The 17,507-nt window shown below is 73.6% G+C and carries 14 protein-coding genes; 5 read left to right on the top strand and 9 right to left on the bottom strand.

Translation table 11 applies throughout. The features are described from left to right. Window positions 1-84 precede the first annotated feature (84 nt). Both ACIODU_RS06710 and ACIODU_RS06705 read right to left on the bottom strand, forming a co-directional pair. Window positions 85-3,867, bottom strand: a complete 3,783-nt coding sequence (locus tag ACIODU_RS06710; RefSeq protein WP_401764965.1) for a S8 family peptidase — start codon at window positions 3,865-3,867, stop codon at window positions 85-87. 196 nt (window positions 3,868-4,063) lie between these two features. Then, entirely contained in the window at window positions 4,064-5,026 is a 963-nt protein-coding gene (locus tag ACIODU_RS06705; protein WP_401764684.1) for an ATP-dependent DNA ligase, read from the bottom strand. Between the two features lie 186 nt (window positions 5,027-5,212). On the opposite strand from ACIODU_RS06705, the gene ACIODU_RS06700 reads away from it, so the two are divergent. After that, the gene (locus ACIODU_RS06700; RefSeq protein ID WP_401764682.1) at window positions 5,213-6,898 is read left to right on the top strand and encodes a SpoIIE family protein phosphatase; all 1,686 of its coding nucleotides are present in this window, start codon (window positions 5,213-5,215) and stop codon (window positions 6,896-6,898) included. Between the two features lie 291 nt (window positions 6,899-7,189). On the opposite strand, the gene ACIODU_RS06695 is transcribed toward ACIODU_RS06700, so the two are convergent. The 3 genes from ACIODU_RS06695 to ACIODU_RS06685 all read right to left on the bottom strand — a co-directional run bounded on the left by ACIODU_RS06695 (window position 7,190) and on the right by ACIODU_RS06685 (window position 9,789). Further along, on the bottom strand, window positions 7,190-7,774 hold the full coding sequence (locus tag ACIODU_RS06695; RefSeq protein WP_401764679.1) for a hypothetical protein: 585 nt from the start codon (window positions 7,772-7,774) through the stop codon (window positions 7,190-7,192). A gap of 221 nt (window positions 7,775-7,995) precedes the next feature. After that, a complete protein-coding gene (locus ACIODU_RS06690) occupies window positions 7,996-8,823 on the bottom strand; it encodes an alpha/beta fold hydrolase (protein WP_401764677.1) in 828 nt (275 codons plus the stop codon). A gap of 153 nt (window positions 8,824-8,976) precedes the next feature. Next, window positions 8,977-9,789: an aminoglycoside N(3)-acetyltransferase gene (locus ACIODU_RS06685; protein ID WP_401764676.1), complete on the bottom strand. Its 813-nt coding sequence runs from the start codon at window positions 9,787-9,789 to the stop codon at window positions 8,977-8,979. A 145-nt stretch (window positions 9,790-9,934) separates the two neighbouring features. Between ACIODU_RS06685 and ACIODU_RS06680 the strand changes: the two genes are divergently transcribed. From ACIODU_RS06680 to bla, 3 genes are all read left to right on the top strand, one after another. Next, window positions 9,935-10,840 (top strand): aldo/keto reductase, encoded by a 906-nt coding sequence (locus tag ACIODU_RS06680; RefSeq protein WP_401764673.1) that lies wholly within the window; start codon window positions 9,935-9,937, stop codon window positions 10,838-10,840. Between the two features lie 99 nt (window positions 10,841-10,939). Continuing rightward, on the top strand, window positions 10,940-11,980 hold the full coding sequence (locus tag ACIODU_RS06675) for an LLM class flavin-dependent oxidoreductase (RefSeq protein WP_401764670.1): 1,041 nt from the start codon (window positions 10,940-10,942) through the stop codon (window positions 11,978-11,980). A 66-nt stretch (window positions 11,981-12,046) separates the two neighbouring features. Continuing rightward, window positions 12,047-12,928, top strand: a complete 882-nt coding sequence (gene bla / locus ACIODU_RS06670; protein ID WP_401764962.1) for a class A beta-lactamase — start codon at window positions 12,047-12,049, stop codon at window positions 12,926-12,928. A gap of 44 nt (window positions 12,929-12,972) precedes the next feature. Here bla and ACIODU_RS06665 read toward each other — a convergent pair whose 3' ends face one another. Beyond that, complete coding sequence (locus ACIODU_RS06665) at window positions 12,973-13,470, bottom strand: DUF2269 family protein (RefSeq protein ID WP_401764667.1); 498 nt, start codon at window positions 13,468-13,470, stop codon at window positions 12,973-12,975. Between the two features lie 205 nt (window positions 13,471-13,675). Between ACIODU_RS06665 and ACIODU_RS06660 the strand changes: the two genes are divergently transcribed. Next, window positions 13,676-14,629, top strand: coding sequence for a helix-turn-helix domain-containing protein (locus ACIODU_RS06660; RefSeq protein ID WP_356419961.1), 954 nt, complete (start codon window positions 13,676-13,678; stop codon window positions 14,627-14,629). A 45-nt stretch (window positions 14,630-14,674) separates the two neighbouring features. Here the strand turns inward: ACIODU_RS06660 and ACIODU_RS06655 are convergent, their stop codons facing one another. Genes ACIODU_RS06655 through ACIODU_RS06645 form a run of 3 tightly spaced genes read right to left on the bottom strand, consistent with a single transcriptional unit; the run spans window position 14,675 to window position 17,455 of the window. Next, a complete protein-coding gene (locus tag ACIODU_RS06655; protein WP_401764664.1) occupies window positions 14,675-15,469 on the bottom strand; it encodes an FAD:protein FMN transferase in 795 nt (264 codons plus the stop codon). Then, window positions 15,469-16,077, bottom strand: coding sequence for an FMN-binding protein (locus tag ACIODU_RS06650; RefSeq protein ID WP_401764661.1), 609 nt, complete (start codon window positions 16,075-16,077; stop codon window positions 15,469-15,471). The genes ACIODU_RS06655 and ACIODU_RS06650 overlap by 1 nt, the downstream gene beginning before the upstream one ends. A gap of 10 nt (window positions 16,078-16,087) precedes the next feature. Beyond that, window positions 16,088-17,455, bottom strand: a complete 1,368-nt coding sequence (locus tag ACIODU_RS06645; RefSeq protein ID WP_401764959.1) for a ferric reductase-like transmembrane domain-containing protein — start codon at window positions 17,453-17,455, stop codon at window positions 16,088-16,090. Window positions 17,456-17,507 lie beyond the last annotated feature (52 nt).

Here is a 17,507-nt window from a genome sequence, read left to right as displayed (position 1 = left end):
GTCACGGCCGGTTCTCCGGCGGGAAAACGCGGCGGGTGCGGAGGCGTCGAACCCCTCCGCACCCGCCGTGAACCCGGTCCGCCGCTACTGGTCCAGCAGGTACGCCCGGTGCACGGTCTGGGTGACCGTGTCGCCCGCGCGGTCGGCGGCCGTCACCCGCAGGGTCACGAACGTGTCCGCCCGCATCCGGTCGGGGCGTTCGACGGTGACGGTGAAGCGGTTGCCGCCCCGGTCCCTGACCCGGGACGCCTTCGTCCAGGTCCGGCCGTCGTCGTAGGAGACGTCGGCCGTCGCCGACACCCCGCGCGGCGCCGGCAGGCCGTCCTGGGCGCGGACCGTCAGGCCAATGTCATGCGTACGTCCCGCGCCGACCACGTTGTGCGCGTCGACGGGCACGTCGTAGTCGAGTTGGAGGAGGGGGAGCGCGGTCCTCGCGGCGGTGGTGTCCGAGCGGAACTCCCAGGACGTACGGGTGCGCGTGCCGAAGGCCCACTCGCCGGAGACGCGGGAGGTCGTCAGGTCGAGCCGGTAGCCGGCCCTCCCCGGCGCCACCTCGATGTCGCCCCAGGCGTCGGCCCGTTCGGCGACCTTCTCGCCGTCGCGGTAGAGGGTGGCGGCCGCCGAGTCCCCCGGGGGCGCGGGGGTCCGCGTACCGATACCGCCGTCCTCCCCGCCGGCGGACCGGCGGGACCAGTGGCCCGAGGAGTCGGTGAACTCCGGTACGCGCAGGGCGAGTACGTCACCGGTGCGGACGGACGGCGTGTCCGTGCCGCGCGGGATCGAGGGCCGTACGACAGCGCCGAACCACGTCTCGTCCAGGCGCTGCCCCGGGGTGTACGTACGGGCCGTGTCCCGCATGCCGACGTTCAGGGGGACGTCGATGTCGAGGACGGGCGCGTGGTTCACGACGTGCTGCCACGACGTCGTTCCCGAACTGACGTACTCGGTGCGCTCGGTGCCGGTGGGCACGTCGCGGGTGTACTGGTTCCAGGAGGTGTCCTGGTAGGGGCGCCGGCCGAAGCGCTGCTCGCCCGCCCACGCCCGGCCGCCGTTGTCGGCGTACGTGGTGTGTATCCGCGCGCTGTTGCGGTCCGAGACGGTGTGGACCACCAGGGCCGGGACCTGCTGTTCCGACACCTGCATGACGTCGTAGAGGTAGGGGCTGTTCGCCGTGCCGGAGAATTCGACCGCCACGGTGTGCCGCTTCAACCGCTCCAACAGGGCGGCTCCCTGGGCCGCGTCGACCCGCAGGGTGGGGACGGCCGTGCGGTCACCGTTGGGGGTCCAGCGGGTCCAGGCGTACAGGTCGGAGGGGAAGACGAGCAGGAGTCCGGCGGCTCCGGCCTTCGCGGCTCTGGCGGGGAGGTCCAGTTCACCCGACGCGTCGTCCCGTACGACCGCGAGTTTCCCCCGCGCCTTGCGGAAGTCGGGCGCGGCGGTACTGCCCGCGTCCACCGCCGTGAGCCTGGCGCCCTTGGGGTCGAACAGCGCCGACACGTGGGTGTAGGAGGGGTCGAGGTCCAGCGGGGTGCCCGGGACCTTCGCCGTGAGGAGCGGCGCCACGAGCTGCCAGCGTGAGGCGAACTCGAACGCGCCGTCGGTGACCCGCGCGGTGGGGCTGACGTAGAGGCGCTTGGCGATGTCGAAGTACATCATTCCCTGGATCAGCCCGTGGCCGTCGATCTGACGGTACGTCTGGAAGCTGATGACGCCGCGCTGTTCGGCGGGTCGCGGGGTGCGGATCTGGACCCGGGTGGTCCTGCGGGCGTCGAGGGTGACGGTCGTGTCCTTGGTGACCTTCACCTCGGGCAGGACGAGTTGGCGCAGTTCCTCGCCGTCGGCGGCGCCGTTCACCGACGCCGAGCTGATCTGGTACGTGCCCTCCTCGACCTGGGCGACGGCGGGTTCGTAGCTGTCGTAGCCGACAAATCCGTCGGGGCCCCAGATGGCCGGCGCGCCGGGGACGCACTTTCCGTCGCGGTCGACGCTGACGACGGTGAGGCGGTGGACCGGGCCGTGCACGCCCATGCTCAGCGTGGTGTGCGCGACCGTTCTGCCGTCGGCGGTGGTGGCGGTGACGTAGCCGTAGTAGTCGCCGCGTGCGGCGGCGGACGGTTCCGCGTGGAGCGGGACCTCGGCGGTGGCACCGGCGGGGACGCGCACGGATCCCGAGCCCAACCGCAGGGCGCCGGCGGGCAGTTCGCGGCCGCCGGAGGTGGCGAGCCGGGCCGCGAGCGTGAGGGTGGCGTCCGTACGGCCGGTGTTGGTGTAGCGGATGGTGGCGTCCTGGGAGGGGCCCGAGGGGTCGCCCGCCCGGAAGGGACCGAGCGCGAGGGTGCCGGTCGCGGTGAGCGTGCCGAGCGCGGCGGCGGCGATGTCGACGCGGCCGCCGCCCTGCTCGGTGGCTTCCTGGCCCGAAACGGTACGGGCGGTGCTGATCAGGGCGTCCTTGAGGCGGCCCGCGTCCCAGTCGGGGTGTTCCTGGGCGAGGAGCGCGGCGGCGCCCGCGACGTGCGGGGTGGCCATGGAGGTGCCGGACGCGGCGACGTAGTACGGGTCGACGATGTCGCCCATGGCCGTCCCGGCCGCGCGGGCGGCGACGATGCCGACGCCGGGCGCGGTGACGTCGGGTTTGACGGTCTTGTCGCCGGGTCGGGGGCCCCGGCTGGAGAAGGGGGCGAGGGAGTCGTCGCGGTCCACGGCGCCCACGGTGAGGGCGGCGTCGGCCGCCCCGGGGGAACCGATCGTCTGGTCGCCCTGCTCGCCCGCGTTGCCCGCGGCGACCACGAACAGCGCGCCGCTGTCCCGGGTGAGGCGGTTGACCGCGAGGCTCATCGGGTCGGTGCCGTCGCTGGGCGCGTCGGACCCGAGGCTCATGCTGACGACGCGGGCGCCCTCGGCGGTGGCCCACTCCATGCCCTCGATGACGGCGGACTCGCTGCCGTAGCCGTCGTCGCCGAGCACCTTGCCGATCAGCAGGTCGGACCGGGGGGCGACGCCTTTGCGGAGACCGGCGGAGGCCGCTCCCGTACCGCCGACGGTGGAGGCGACGTGGGTGCCGTGGCCGAAGACGTCGTTCGTCCCGCCGCTGCCCGAGAAGTCCTTGGTCTCGGTGGCCCGTCCCGCCAGGTCGGGGTGGGTGAGGTCGGCGCCGGTGTCCAGGACGGCGACCTTGACGCCCTGGCCCTGGTAGCCCGCCTGCCAGGCGGCCGGGGCGTTGATCTGGGCCGTACTGCGGTCGAGGGCGGGGCTGACCCGCCCGTCGAGCCACACGGTGGGGGCGGCGGCGGAGGTGGTGAAACCGTCCCCGGCGGGGGCGAGTTGCTGCCAGAAGCGGCCGAGGTCGGCGTCGGCGACGCGCAGTGACCGGGCGTTGATGCTGCCCAGCCGGTGGGTGGGCGCGCTGGTGTCGTGGAAGGCGGTGAGCGCGTCGAGGGAGGAGACCCGCGCGCCGGGCGCGCCGGCGACGATCAGGGGGAGCGCGTCGGTGCGCGCGTCGTCGTATCCCTGCGCGAGGAGGGCCGTCACGTCGAACAGCCGGCGGTCGAGCCGCCCGGCGGCGAGTGCCGCCTCCGCGTCGGAGGGGATCACGCTCAGCCCGCCGTCCTGCTCCACCGTGCGGAAGAGGAGGCCCCGGCGACCGGGGCCGGGTGTCACCGACGCGACGCGCTTGCCGTCCGTGCCCGCGCCGACGGTCACCCGGTCGCCGGTGACGAGACGGACGGTGGCGGCAGATGGCGCGGGGTGGCCGGCGGCGGCCGGCGCCGCCGCGTCCGCGGGTCCCGACCGGGCCGAGACCGGCGTCACGATCCCCCCGGTCACCAGCAGAGCGGTCGACACAGCCGCCGACAGGCGGATCCATCTCATCATCAGGGCCCTTTCGTTCCGGTCGTTCCAGCTCGCCCGACGCCGCTGTCACGCGCTGAACGACAGAATCCGGTAGAGCGGAAAGGGCTGTCACGGCTTCCCGGTGTCGCTGTTGCGACATGTCTCAACAGCGACAGGGAGGCGGCCTCCGGCCGTCCGCACGCCGACGGGAGGGGGCGGGCGGCGGGCGGGCGCGTCAGCCGGAGGTGTCCTCCGGCGCGAGGTCGGGGCGCAGCCGGTGCCACGACGGCTGGCGCAGGAGGCCGGCCCGGGTGCGGACGCTGTACGTGACCTCGCCGACGAGGCGCGGCAGGACCCAGCGGGCGCCCGCGACGCGGGGCACCCGGTCGAAGGGGCAGTGGTCGATCTCCGCGGCGTGCAACAGCTGGGCGAGCGTGGTCCGTTCGCGGTCGCTCCACCCGGTGCCGACGCTCCCCATGTACCGCAGGGCTCCCTCTTCCCTGCGTCCCACGAGGACCGCTCCCGGGAGCCCGCCGAGCTGGCCGCGGCCGGGGACCCAGCCGCCGACGATCGCGTCCACCGTCCGTACGTTACGGATCTTGATCCACGCGCGGGAGCGCACGCCGGGCTCGTACACGGAGGTGAGCCGCTTGCGGATGATGCCCTCCAGGCCGTGTTCGCGCGTCGTCTCCAGCGCCTGGGCGCTGTGCCCGACGATCGCACCCGGCGTCGACCAGGAGGGCCCGAGGAGCCGTAGCCCTTCCAACTCCTGGCGCCGGTCGGCGTACGGGACGCGGAGGAGCGGACGCCCGCCGAGGTGGAGCGCGTCGAAGAGCATGAGATGGGCGGGGACGGTACGGGCCAGGCTCGCGGCCTTCGCGGGCGATCCGGCCAGTCCCATCCGGGCCTGGAGGCGTTCGAAGTCCGGGCGCCCCTGGTCGTCCAGCGCCACGATCTCCCCGTCCAGCACCGCCGCCACACCGGTGGGGAGGGCGGTGCCCAGCACCCGCAGCTCGGGGTAGGCGGGCGTGATGTCGGCGCCCGACCGGGACCGCAGCACCACGGAACCGTCGCCCGGCAGGTAGATCAGCGCGCGCTGACCGTCGTGCTTGGTCTCCGCGGACCACAGGCGTTCCTCGGCCGCCGGGGGCAGGCCGCCCGGCGTCGCGAGCATGGGGGCGAATCGGGGCAGGGTCATGGCCCTACCCTCGACACGCCCCCGGGCGTCCACACGCGCGCCGCGGCGATCTCCCCCGAACGGTCGCGCCGCTCCCCCACGCGGCCGGACGGCCGCTGCCGACCGCCTTTCCGCTGGTCAGAGCCGTACGCCGGCACAGCGGGACCCTTTTGGCCTCCGGACTACACTGGACCAACCGGAGGTCACATGGAACACGACAAGAACCCGACGCCGGGCCATGCGTCGTCCGGCGAACTCGAAGCCGACCTGCGGGCGGAATTGTCGATGGCGCTGGAACTGAACGGCATCGGCGGATTCGCGTGGGACCTCGAGTCCGGCCGTATCCTTCTCGATTCCAGTGCGCTCTCCATATTCGGCCTGAAGGAAAATGAGTTCGACGGACTCATGACCACGCTCTACGAACGGATCATGCCGGAGGAACTGGACGAGATAAGGGAGCGGGCGGCCGAGGTCTTCGCGGACTCACGGTATTCCATGAGTTACGGCAGCTACTTTCGCGTCCGCCACCCGGACGGCACCGTCCGGTGGGTCCACACGCAGGCCGCCATCCGCCGGGACGACGCCGGGAAGGCCGTCCGCGCGGTCGGTGTGATCCGCACCGAACTGCAATACGCGGAGCGCAAGGCCATCCTGGAGTCCGACCGGCGGCACCAGGCCGGGGTCGTCCGGGCGACGACGACCGCGCTGTCCCAGGCGCTCAGCGTGCAGGACGTCCTGCGGGCGCTGACGAGCAACGAGATCCTGGGTCCGGTGGGCGCCGTGGGGATCTCGCTCACGGTTCTCGAACAGAACAGGCTGCGCCGGCTCGCCGCCGCCGGAATGCCGCCCGATTACATCCGCGATCTGGAATTCGGCCGCCTCGACGACGAGCGGCCCATCGCCGCGGTGTTCCAGGACAAGAATCCGCTGTTCATCACACGGGCCGAGATCGAGGCCTCGTACCCGATGCTGTGGCCGTACATCAAGACCACGGATTTCACCGCCTCCGCGGTCCTCCCTCTCATGGCACAGGCCCGACTCACCGGCGTACTGGCGATTCTCTACGAGGAGAAGGACGATTTCTCCCCCGAGGAGCGCTATCTTCTGCTGGCTCTCTCGGCGACCGTCGCCCAGTCGCTCCAGCGGGCCCTCCTCTACGACGAGGAGCACGCGATGGCGGTCGGCCTCCAGGAGGCGATGCTGCCCGCCAGGATCGAGGACGTGCCGGGGCTGCGGGTCGCGGCGCGCTACCGCCCGGCGCGCGCCGGCCACCAGGTGGGGGGCGACTGGTACGACGTCCTGCCGCTCCCCGGCGGAAAGGTCGGGCTGGTGGTGGGGGACGTGCAGGGGCACGACATCCAGGCCGCCGCCGTCATGGGGCAGCTGCGGACGGTGTTCCGCGCCTACGCCGCCGAGGGGCACGCGCCGTCGGCGCTGATGTCCCGGACGTCCGCGTTCCTGCACGACCTCGACACCGAGCGCCTTGCCACGTGCCTGTACGTCAGCCTTGACCCGGCGACCGGGGAGGCGGAGGCCGTCCGTGCCGGACACCCGTCCCCCCATCTCAGGACCGCGGGGGAGAGCGCGCTCCTGGATCTGGCGGGCGGCCTGCCCCTCGGGCTGTCGGACCTGAGCGACGGGCCGTACCCCACCGGCCGGTTCCGCCTCGGTCCCGAGGAGACGCTTCTGCTCTGCACCGACGGGCTGCTGGAGTTCCACGACACCGACATGGAGTCGGGGGAGCGCCAGATCCAGGCACTTCTGGACACCGGGCCCCTCGACCTGGACGCCATGGCGGAGCACATCGTCGCGAGCATCGAGGACCGGCAGGGCCAGGAGGACGACGTCGCCCTCCTCCTGGCCACGCGGGCGGGCGCGCGACCCGAGCGGTAGCCGGCCCCAGCGGTAACAGGTACCGGGCCGGAACCCGCTCAGTAGGGCAGCGGGCGGCCGGACGGAGTCCGCAGGTCGAGGGGCGGGGGCTGCTGAGGGCGCGGCGCACGGGGGGTGATTCTGATCCGCGTCATCGGTCGTCTCCTCGTCCGGGGAAGCCTGATGGCGTTCGCACCGCCGGGAGACGGGGCGTGCCGGTCCACGCTTCTTACCCAACAGGCGGACGGACAACCGTCGGAGCGTCGCGCAACAGAGCGCCCCGCGACCGTCGGAGCGTCCCGCCCGTGACCGTCAGAGCGTCCCGCGGCTCCACTCGGGGGCGATACGGTCCCACTCCCGCGACCACCGCAGCATGCGCCGCCGGTACAGCCGGTGCCGGGCCAGGGCCCCGAGGCCCAGGACCGTACCGCCGCTCGCGAGGCCGGCCAGACCGCCGAGGATCACCCCGTGGAAGGCCGCCTCGTCGCGCGTGGCGGGCGGCGGGGCAGGGCTGCCGGCGGCGTCGGTCCAGATCCGGACCGTGCTTCCGGCCGGCCGCCCGCCGGGCACGGAGATCCGGCCCGTACGGACCGTGCCCTCGGGGCCCTTCCACCGGACGGGAGCCAGCACCGCGCCGTTCGGCCGGCCCGGCGACGCGGGTGAGACGGGGGTGTCGGCGAGGAGGACGGCCGGGAGGTGGTGCCGCAGCGCCCGGTGCCCGTCGGCCGCGGACCGTACCCCCTGCGCGGCCAGCAGCCCGGCCACCACCGCCACGGTCAGGGCCAGCGCCCACACGGCCGGCAGCATCCACGCCTCCACGGCGTCACTGCGGCGCCGGAGCGGATTGCGTCTCCAGCGCCACCACAGTCCCGGCCGGGGGCGAAGGACTCTCATCATCCGCGCGTACCCACCTCTCCCCATCCCATGGCTCGTCCCGCCGGGGCGTGTTGCTCCGGCGGGCGGCGGACCGGGCGTGTGCGGGCCGTGGGTCCCCCCTCCTTCGTAACACGCGAATGTTGCGCGCACGATCCACCGGGCGGGGGCTTAAAGCAATCTCAATGAACGACCTCGGGTACGCCGGCGCGCGATCCGCGCCGGGGCGGGCGGCCGGCGCGCGCTCAGCGCAGGAACGCGGCCGTCGTCGCGACAAACCCCTCGGCGTCGTCGAGCCACGGGTAGTGGCCCGCCCCCGGCTGCACGACGCAGGTGGCGGCGGGGAACAGTCCGGCGTACTCCGCCACCGCCGACGGGGGCGTGTTCAGGTCGAACTCCCCGGCGAGGAGCAGGACTCGGCCCTTGTGGACGGCGAGCGCCGCACGCGTGGCCGCCGGGGTGAACGCGCCGTCCGCCCCGAAGAGGGCGACGGCCTCCTGGTTGACCGGCCGGCTCGCGGCCTGGTGCCGGCGCGCCTCGTCGTCCCACCGGCCGCTGAAGAAGGGGGCGATGGCGTCCCAGTCGCCGCCGGTGCCTTCGGTGATCGCCTCCAGGGCGGCGAACGCCGCCGGGAACCACGGTTCGTCCTGGCGGAGCCGCGCGAGCGCGCGCCGCGTCTCACCCGTGACGGTGATGCCGACAGCGGCGGGGCCGGGGGTGATCAGGGCCAGCCGGCCGATGTTCTCCGGGTGGCGGGCCGCATACCGCACCGCGATGTTCGCGCCCCCGGAGTGGCCGAGGAGGTCGGGCCTGACGAGTCCGAGGTGGTCGCGCAGGGCTTCGACGTCGTCCACGAGACGGTCGCAGCGGTACGAGGAGGGGTCCGCCGGAATCGCGGACCCGCCGGTGCCCCGGAGGTCCAGGAAGATCAGCCGGCGGTGGGCGGACAGGCCGCCGAGGTCGCCGAGGTAGGCGGAGTCGGCGGGGCCTCCCGGGACGCAGATGACCGGGTCGCCGTCTCCGGTCGTGCGGTAGGCGAGGCGGGTTCCGTCGGGCGCGGAGAAGGTGGGCATGGCGGGGATCCTGTCAACGACGCCCGGGCCGGGACAACCGGAATACGCGGGCCGCGCAGGCGCCGCGCCCCCGTCACCGCGTCACCGCGGGCCGCCGTACACGCCGTCACCCCGGGGACGCCGCGCGCCGTCACCCCGGGACGCACCGCGCCGTCACCCCGGTACGGACAGCGGGCGGTGCTCGCGCAGCCAGGTCACGGCGTGGGCGACCGCGTCCGCCAGCGGGAACAGCCGCGCCTGCGCCGCGCCCACCCGGCCCCGTACCACTGGGTGTTCCTTCTCGAAGGCCGCTCCCAGCTCCGCGAAGCCGTCACTGGTGATCGCGACGTCGCGCACGGTGCTCCAGCGGCGGCCCCCCGGGGTCATGACCGCGAAGGAGTTGTCGACGACCCGTGGCGCGGGGACGCGGTATTCGGCCAGGTGGAACGCCGTACAGGTGTCGAAGCCCGTGCCCAGCAGAAGGATCCGCGCCCCGGCCTCCTCCAGCCGCGCGAGCGGGCTGCGCTCGCCCAGCTGGCAGTCCAGGGCGTGGCCGTCCACGATCCCGGCGGCGCGCGGGCCGAGGGCCGCGAACGAGGTCTGCGGGTGGGCGCTGCGGAGGGCGCCGGGCCAGTTCCGTACGGTCTCCGGGATCACACCGACGCCCCGCGCGGGCGTGACGCGGGGGTCGTACGGGGGCATGCACGCGCGGATCGCCGGCCACCAGGCCTCGGGCACCGGGGGGTTGTGCCAGTCGGCCGGTTCCGAGTTGCCGCCGGAGTGCGCCGGCACCACCAGGGTCCCGTCGTCGCCCAGGGTGTCCAGCAGCGACCGGACGACCGTCTCCGCGCCGCCGCAGACCCAGCCCAGCGAGCTGAGGGAGGAGTGGACGAGGACGGTCTCGCCGGGGCGCAGGCCCAGGTCACGCAGGGCGGCGGTGAGCGAGCCGCGCGTACACAGGGGACCGGCCTGGGGCGGTGGGGACATGCTCCCGAGTGTGCCCCGGCCCACGGTCCCGCACCACCCGTTCACCTGTTCGGTACGGATCCCGCGCCGGGATCCGGAGTGAGCGTCGCGACCGAGCGGCGGCGGGCCGCCGGGCGCAGGCGGGAGACGCGGTTACGATGCGGCCATGGCTGTCCTCGGACTGGGTTTGGCGGCGCTGGGCCGCCCGGAGTACCTGACGGTCGGTCATGGCGCCTCCCTCGGCGCCGACCGCTCGGTCGACGCGCTCCGGGCGCGCTGCGAGCAGGTCTGCGACGCGGCGTGGGCGGGCGGCATCCGGTGGTTCGACGCCGCCCGCTCGTACGGCCTGGCCGAGCGGTTCCTGTCCGGGTGGCTGACCGGGCGTGACGTGGCCGCCGAGGACGTCACCGTGTCGTCCAAGTGGGGTTACACGTACACCGCCGACTGGCGGCCGCACGCCGAGGTCCAGGAGGTCAAGGACCACTCCGCCGCCGCACTGGCCCGCCAGTGGCCGCAGACCGATGCGCTGCTCGGGCCCTGGCTGCGCCTCTACCAGGTCCACTCGGCGACGCTGGAGTCGGGAATCCTCGACGACGGGGCCGTGCTGCGGGACCTCGCCGCGCTGGGCGTACCCGTGGGCCTCAGCCTCAGCGGTCCCGGCCAGGCCGACACCCTGCGCCGCGCCCTGACGGTCCGGGTCGACGGAGCGCCCCTGTTCTCCGCCGTACAGGCCACCTGGAACCTGCTGGAGCCCTCCGCCGGCGCCGCGCTCGGCGAGGCCAGGGCGGCGGGGTGGACCGTGATCGTCAAGGAGCCGCTGGCCAACGGGCTGCTCGCGGTGCCGGGGCCCGCGACACAGGCGCTCGGGGACCACCCCGACGTCACCGCGCTGGCCGCCGCCCTGGCCCAGCCGTGGGCCGACGTCGTCCTCTGCGGTGCCACGACGGTCGCCCAGCTGCGTTCGAACCTGACGGCGGCCACCGCCCCGGCCCCCGACCCGGACCGCCACACCGGGCTCGCGGTCGACCCGGAGACGTACTGGAGCCGGCGCTCGACGCTGCGGTGGACGTAGCCTCAACTCCGCTCCCCACCGGTCCGCACAGGGGCCACCTGCGACAATTGGCGCAGCGCTGGTGTGTGACAGAGCATGCCGCGGACCACGGAGGATCCTGTGCCGCTGACTTCGGAGCCGCTGCGGAAGCTGGGCTTCCTGACCATCGGGCTCTTCGACGACGCCGACCCCCGCCGGGGCCACGAATCGACCCTGGAGATCATCGAACTGGGTGAGCGGCTCGGTTTCGACAGCGCGTGGATGCGGCACCGCCACCTCCAGTACGGCATCTCCTCCCCCGTCGCGGTCCTCGCGGCCGCCTCGCAGCGCACCAGCCGTATCGAACTGGGCACCGCCGTCATCCCCCTGGGCTGGGAGAACCCGCTGCGTCTGGCCGAGGACCTGGCGACGGTCGACATCCTGTCGGGGGGCCGCCTCAACCCCGGGATCAGCGTCGGTCCGCCGATGCACTACGACCGGGTGAAGGAGGCCCTCTACCCGGACACCGCCGAGGCCGAGGACTTCAGCTACGCCCGGGTGGAACGGCTCCTGAGTTTCGTACGGGGCGAACCGGCCACGGACTTCAGCGGTACGGAGGGCTTCGAGGTGTTCTCCGACCGCGTCCAGCCGCACGCCGCCGGGCTGGGCAGCCGCATGTGGTACGGCGGGGGGAGCCTGCGGTCCGCCCGCTGGGCCGGCGAGCACGGGATGAACTACCTGACCAGCAGCGTCGTGAAGGCGGAGGAGTCGGAGGACTTCGCCGAGATCCAGCTGTCGCACGTCCGGGCCTTCCGCGCCCACCACCCGGACGGAGACCGGGCCCGCGTCTCGCAGGGGCTCGTCGTGATCCCCACGGACAGCGCGACGTCCGAACAGCGGGCGCGGTACGAGGAGTTCGTCGCGAAGAGGACGCCGCGCACGACCTCGCCGCAGGGTCCCGCGCGCATGTTGTTCGCGCGCGACCTCGTCGGCACGTCGGCGGAGATCGCCGAACAGCTGTACGCCGACGTCGCGTTCCGGGAGATCGATGAGGTGGCGTTCGCGCTGCCCTTCACCTTCGGGCACGAGGACTACGTACAGATCCTCACCGACATCGCCACGAAGCTGGGCCCGGCGCTGGGCTGGCGGGCGGCGGAGAAGGACCAGCCGGACAAGGACTGACCGAAGGACTGGAAGGGAAGAAGGATCGTGGAGCCGAACGACTTAACAGCCGTGCCCCGCCGCGTGATGCTGGCGGCCGCCACCGGGACCGCGCTGGCGGGCATCGTGCCCCTGGGGACGACGGCGTACGCCTCCGGTCGGCAGGACAGCGCCCTCACCCGGCAGTTGCGCGCCCTTGAGGAGGAACGGTCCGCCCGGCTGGGGGTGTTCGCCCACGACGTGGCGACGGGCCGGACCGTCCTGCACCGGGGACACGAACGCTTCCCGGTCTGCTCGGTGTTCAAGACGCTCGCCGTCGCGGCCGTGCTGCGGGACCTGGACAGGGACGGTGAATTCCTGTCCCGGCGGGTGCGGTACACCGAGCAGGATGTCGTACGGTCCGGGTACGCCCCGGTCACCGGCCTGCCGGCCCACCTCGCCCAGGGCATGACGGTCGAGGCCCTGTGCGCCGCGAGCATCACCCACAGCGACAACACCGCCGCGAACCTCCTGCTCGGGAAGCTCGGCGGACCGGCGGCGGTCACCCGCTTCTGCCGCTCCGTCGGGGACACCGTGACCCGGCTCGACCGGTGGGAGCCCGAGCTGAACTCGGCGGAACCGGACCGGGTGACCGACACGACCGCCCCGTACGCCGTGGGCCGGACCTACGCGCGGCTGGTCCTGGGCCACGCCCTCGATCCCGCGGACCGCGAGCGGCTGACCGGCTGGCTGCTGGCCAGCACCACGGGCGGGGCGCGGCTGCGCGCGGGCCTCCCCGGCGACTGGACCGTCGCCGAGAAGACCGGAACGGGCGACTACGGCACCACGAACGACGTGGGCGTCGCCTGGCCACCCGGCCGGGGGCCCGTCATCCTGTCGATTCTGTCCACCAAGCGGGACCCCGACGCCCCGGCGGACGACCAACTGGTCGCCAGGACAGCCGCGTTCGTGGCGGCGGCACTCACCTGACGACCGGTCACCCGCACCTGGTCACGAGGGTCACGCCCCGGTGGTCATGCCCCCGTGGTCGAGCCGGGGCGGACGATCATCAGGACCGTGACCGTCGCCCAGAGCAGGTTGAAGACGCCGGTCAGCATCGCCAGCCGGGCGGTCGTGGCACGGTCGACCGCCACCCGCCCGGTGCGCGTCTCCGTGTCTGTGTCCGTGCCCGTGCCCGCGAGGGTGTCGAGGACGGCCTCCTGGGAGGGCAGGATCAGCAGACCGAGGATGATCGCGGCCGCGGCGGTGAGCACGATCGACGTGATCAGCCACGGACTGCCCAGGACGTGCATGGAACGGGCCGTCGCGAACCCGGCCAGCGGCACGGCCAGCCCCACCCCCGCGTAGACGTAGGACACGCGGTGCAGCACCCGCACCGTGGCCAGGCCCTCCGCGTCCGGGGAGGCGGCCGCGCGCCGGGCCGCGGCGGGGAACATGCTGGCCGCGACGGTCACGGGACCGATGGCGACGATGGCGACCAGCACATGGACGGTGAGCAGGAACTTGGTCATCGGGAGAACGTCTCTTTCTGTGGTGTGGTCCGTGATCGTCAGGGCCACCGCGCTCACGCTAGGGCCGGCCGGTCACCTCCCTCCATGGGCTGGAACGACAGATGCCAACGGATTCTCGCCACCCGTACCGGGCTGGGGCGATCAGCGGTTCGTGAGGAACACCCCAGGTACCCGGCCCGGCGGGAATCCGTCTATCGTCGGTTCCGTGCATACGGTTGCGGTGCTGGCCCTGGACCATGTGGTGGCCTTCGACATGGCCGTCCCGATCGACGTCTTCGGGCGCGTCCGCCTGCCCGACGGCCGCCGCCCGTACCGGGTGCGGGTGTGCGGGGTGACCCCGGAGGTGGCGGGCGACGCGTTCTCGCTCCGCGTGCCGTGGGGCCCGGAGGCGCTGGCCGACGCCGACACGATCATCGTGCCGGGCTGTTCCGAGCACGCGGGGCCGCCTCCGGAGGAGGCCCTGGAGGCACTGCGGACGGCGGCCGCGCGGGGTACCCGTATCGCCTCGATCTGCACCGGTACGTTCATCCTCGCCGCGGCCGGACTCCTCGACGGCCTGAGCGCGACCACCCACTGGGTCGCCACCGACGCGCTGGCGCGCCTGCACCCGGCGGTGGACGTGCGCCCCGATGTGCTCTACGTCGACAACGGGCAGCTGCTGACCTCCGCCGGGGCGGCGGCCGGGCTCGACCTGTGCCTGCACCTGGTCCGCCGCGACCTCGGCTCCGCCGTGGCGGCCGACGCCGCGCGGCTGTCGGTGATGCCGCTGGAACGGGAGGGCGGGCAGGCGCAGTTCATCGTGCACGAGCAGCCGCCGGTGCCGCGCGGGTCGGTGCTCGAACCGGTCCTGTCCTGGATCGAGGACAACCTCGGCCACGACCTCACGCTGGACACGATGGCCGCCCGGTGCGGGATGAGCGAGCGGACGTTCAGCCGGCGCTTCCGCGAGCAGACCGGGACCACTCCCCTGCAATGGCTGCTGCGGGCCCGCGTCCGCCGGGCACAGTACCTGCTGGAGACCACCGGGCACTCCGTCGAACGGGTCGCGGAACAGGCCGGGTTCGGCTCCCCCACGGCGTTCCGTGAGCGCTTCAAACGGGTCGCGGGCACCACACCGCAGGCCTACCGGGCCTCCTTCCACAGCCCCGTACGGTCATGAGCCTCGTACGGTCGTGAACCCCGTGCCGTCGTAAGCCCCGTGCGGTCATGCGCCGACGGACATGACCTCCGGCGGCCGCCCGGCGACGTGGTGGTGGAACCCGCTGGTCGTCCAGGTGGTGCCGTCGGCGGCGACCGCGAACCCCTCCGTGTCCGGCAGGGCCTCCAGCCAGTCGCGGGCCAGGCCGCCCATGGCGTACGCGGCGGTCGCCCGTACGTCCGCGGTCGTCAGCCCCGCCCGGCACACCACCGTGAGCGACGCGAGGCCGCCGGCCGGGGCCTCGCCCGTACGGGGGTCGATGATGTGGCAGCCGCGCTCGGCGGGCCCCGAGGTGGCCACCCCCAGGTCGTCCCCAGCCTCGACGACCACGGCGAGCGCGCCCGGCCGCAGCGGGTCGGCGACGCCCACCCGCCAGGGCCCGCCCAGCAGTTGGACGTCGCCGCCGCCGTTGAGGCAGACCGCGTCCGCCCCGGCCCCGGCGACCGTTCTGGCCGCGCGCTCCACCGCCCAGCCCTTCACCAGCCCGGTCGGATCGAGCCCGCCCGCGTAACCGGTCGTGAACCATCCCCCGCTCTCCCGCTCGGCCGCCGCGCACAGCGCCAGCACCTCGGGGACGTCGGGATCGCAGTCGGACTCCGCCAGGTCGCCCCGGGCGAGACGGGTGATCTCGCTGTCCCGGCGGTACGTCGAGAAGATCTCGTCGGCGCGGTGGAGCGAGGCGACGGCGGCGCGCAGCGCGGCGCGGACGCGGGTCCCGTCGCGCACGCCCCGGACGTCGAACGAGAAGACCGTCCCCATCGACTCCTCGACGTGGCGCAGGCGTTCGCCGTCCGCCTCCATCAGACCCCGGCCTTGTCGAGGGCGCTCTGGAGCGAGTCCCGGTAGCCCTTGCTGGTGTAACTGGCGCCCGAGACGGCGTCGATGCCCGCACTCTGCGCCGTGACGGCTGCCTGGTTGAGCTGCGGTACGGCGTTGGCCGTGACCGACTTGCTCTGCGCGTCGGAACCGGGCGCCTGGACCGCCGCCGCCTTGACGATCTTGGTGCCGCTGAGGGTCAACTGCACCTGTACGGGTCCGTACTGGGTGTCGACCGCGTCACCGAGCACCGTCCGCACACGCGGCGCAGCGGGCCGGGCCGGGCGGCTCGCGGCAGGGGCCTTCGGAGCCGGTACGGCGGCGTCCTGCGCGCCCGCGTCCTCGGCACCGGCGTCCCGCGCACCGGCCGAAGGAGCACCGGCGGCCGGGGCATCGGCGGCGGGCGCGTCGGCGGCCGGGTCGCCCGTCGCCCGCGGGGCCCCCGCCGGGGGCGGGGCCACGCCGCCGGGCGGCACGGTCGCCACCGCCACCGACGATCCGCCGGGCTGCTTGAGCGCGAGCAGCAGGACCACGCCCGACGCGGTCGCGGCGACACCGATCATGATCCGCCGCAGCGGATGTCTCCTCTTCACAGGGGGTGCCTCACATCTCGAAGGATTCGTGGTGGATGCGGCGGGCGGGCACGCCCGCCGCGCGCAGGGCCTCGTAGGACTGGCGGGCCAGCCCGGTGGGACCGCAGACGTAGACGTCGTGGTCGTCGATGTCCGGCAGCAGTTCGCGCAACCGCTGCGGCGTGATCTCCGGCCTGACGCCGTCGGGACCGTTGACCGCGTACAGGAGCCGCGCGCCGCGCGCGGACGCGATCCGCCGCAACTCGCCCCAGAGCGCCAGGTCTTCGGTCTTGCTGGCCCGGTAGAGCAGGGTCAGGTCGCCGGGTTCGCCGGGCAGCGTCTCGAACAGCGCCCGCATCGGGGTGATTCCGGCGCCGCCCGCGATCATCAGGACCTTCTCCTGGCTGCGCCGGGCCGCCGTCATCGCCCCGTAAGGACCCTCGGCCCAGACCCGGGTGCCGGGCCGCAGCCCGGCCACGGCCTCGCTGTGCTCGCCGTTCGCCTTGACGGTGATGCGGAGGAGGTCGGGGCGCGGCGGCGCGGACAGGGAGTACGGATTGGAGCTCCAGCGCAGTCCGTCCGTGAGGAACCGCCAGCGGAAGAACTGTCCCGGCTGCGCGCCGAGCCGGTGCAGCCGGCGCCCGGTGATCAGGACGGAGACCACGCCGGGTGACTCGTACACGGTCTTCTCGACCCGCATCCGGTGGCGCCGGTTGAGCCGGATCGGAGCGAGGACGCGGTACCAGAGCAGCAGGAGCCCGGCCGCGCCGTACAGCGCGTACCAGGCGGTGCGGGCCATCGGGTTGGCCACGAACTCGGCTCCGGCGGCCAGTTGGTGCCAGAAGGTCAGGTAGACCGCGACATAGGTGAGGAGGTGCAGGTAGTACCAGGTCTCGTAGCGCATCCTGCGCCGTACCGCCCGCGCCGAGACGAAGCCGATCAGCAGGAGGACGGCGGTGCCGATCGTCGCCTCGATCATGCGCGGGAAGTCGGCGACGAGGATGACGGTCTGTTCCACGAAGCCGGTGTTGGCCTGGACGGAGTATCCGCCGATGGTCAGCAGGAGGTGGGCGAGGACGAGACTGACCGCGTACCGGCCGCTCATGGCGTGCCAGCGGGTCACCCGGTCGGAGCCCACCCGCCGTTCCAGCGCGGGCACCCGGGCCATCAGCAGGACGACGATCGCGATCGTGTAGCCGCCGAGCAGTCCGGTGAGGCGGCCCCCTCCGATCAGCCACTCGGCCAGGTCCACGTGGACGACCGGGGTGTTCTGCCACCACAGCGCCATGACGGCCACGGCGCCGGCCCAGCACGCCGCCAACAGGGTTCGCGCGCCCGACCGTTGAGGACGGATCGCGCGCATGGTCTGCCGTCGCGCGGCCCGGCCGTTGTGCATCATCGCCAAGGGAATGCTCCTCGATTCGCCCACGTGCCAGCCCATACGGATTTAG

The sequence above is a fragment of the Streptomyces sp. NPDC088261 genome (genome assembly GCF_044740805.1).
GTDB lineage: Bacteria > Actinomycetota > Actinomycetes > Streptomycetales > Streptomycetaceae > Streptomyces.
The sequence above is the reverse complement of the archived record's forward strand: the minus strand, read 5'-3'. Positions and strand labels throughout refer to the sequence as shown.

Coding starts and splice junctions, on each gene's coding strand:
- ACIODU_RS06685 (WP_401764676.1), bottom strand. CDS start 9,789: ATGTCCCCACCGCCCCAGGCCGGTCCCCTGTGTACGCGCGGCTCGCTC.
- bla (WP_401764962.1), top strand. CDS start 12,047: ATGCTGGCGGCCGCCACCGGGACCGCGCTGGCGGGCATCGTGCCCCTG.
- ACIODU_RS06680 (WP_401764673.1), top strand. CDS start 9,935: ATGGCTGTCCTCGGACTGGGTTTGGCGGCGCTGGGCCGCCCGGAGTAC.
- ACIODU_RS06695 (WP_401764679.1), bottom strand. CDS start 7,774: ATGATGAGAGTCCTTCGCCCCCGGCCGGGACTGTGGTGGCGCTGGAGA.
- ACIODU_RS06655 (WP_401764664.1), bottom strand. CDS start 15,469: ATGGAGGCGGACGGCGAACGCCTGCGCCACGTCGAGGAGTCGATGGGG.
- ACIODU_RS06710 (WP_401764965.1), bottom strand. CDS start 3,867: ATGAGATGGATCCGCCTGTCGGCGGCTGTGTCGACCGCTCTGCTGGTG.
- ACIODU_RS06705 (WP_401764684.1), bottom strand. CDS start 5,026: ATGACCCTGCCCCGATTCGCCCCCATGCTCGCGACGCCGGGCGGCCTG.
- ACIODU_RS06645 (WP_401764959.1), bottom strand. CDS start 17,455: ATGATGCACAACGGCCGGGCCGCGCGACGGCAGACCATGCGCGCGATC.
- ACIODU_RS06665 (WP_401764667.1), bottom strand. CDS start 13,470: ATGACCAAGTTCCTGCTCACCGTCCATGTGCTGGTCGCCATCGTCGCC.
- ACIODU_RS06690 (WP_401764677.1), bottom strand. CDS start 8,823: ATGCCCACCTTCTCCGCGCCCGACGGAACCCGCCTCGCCTACCGCACG.
- ACIODU_RS06700 (WP_401764682.1), top strand. CDS start 5,213: ATGGAACACGACAAGAACCCGACGCCGGGCCATGCGTCGTCCGGCGAA.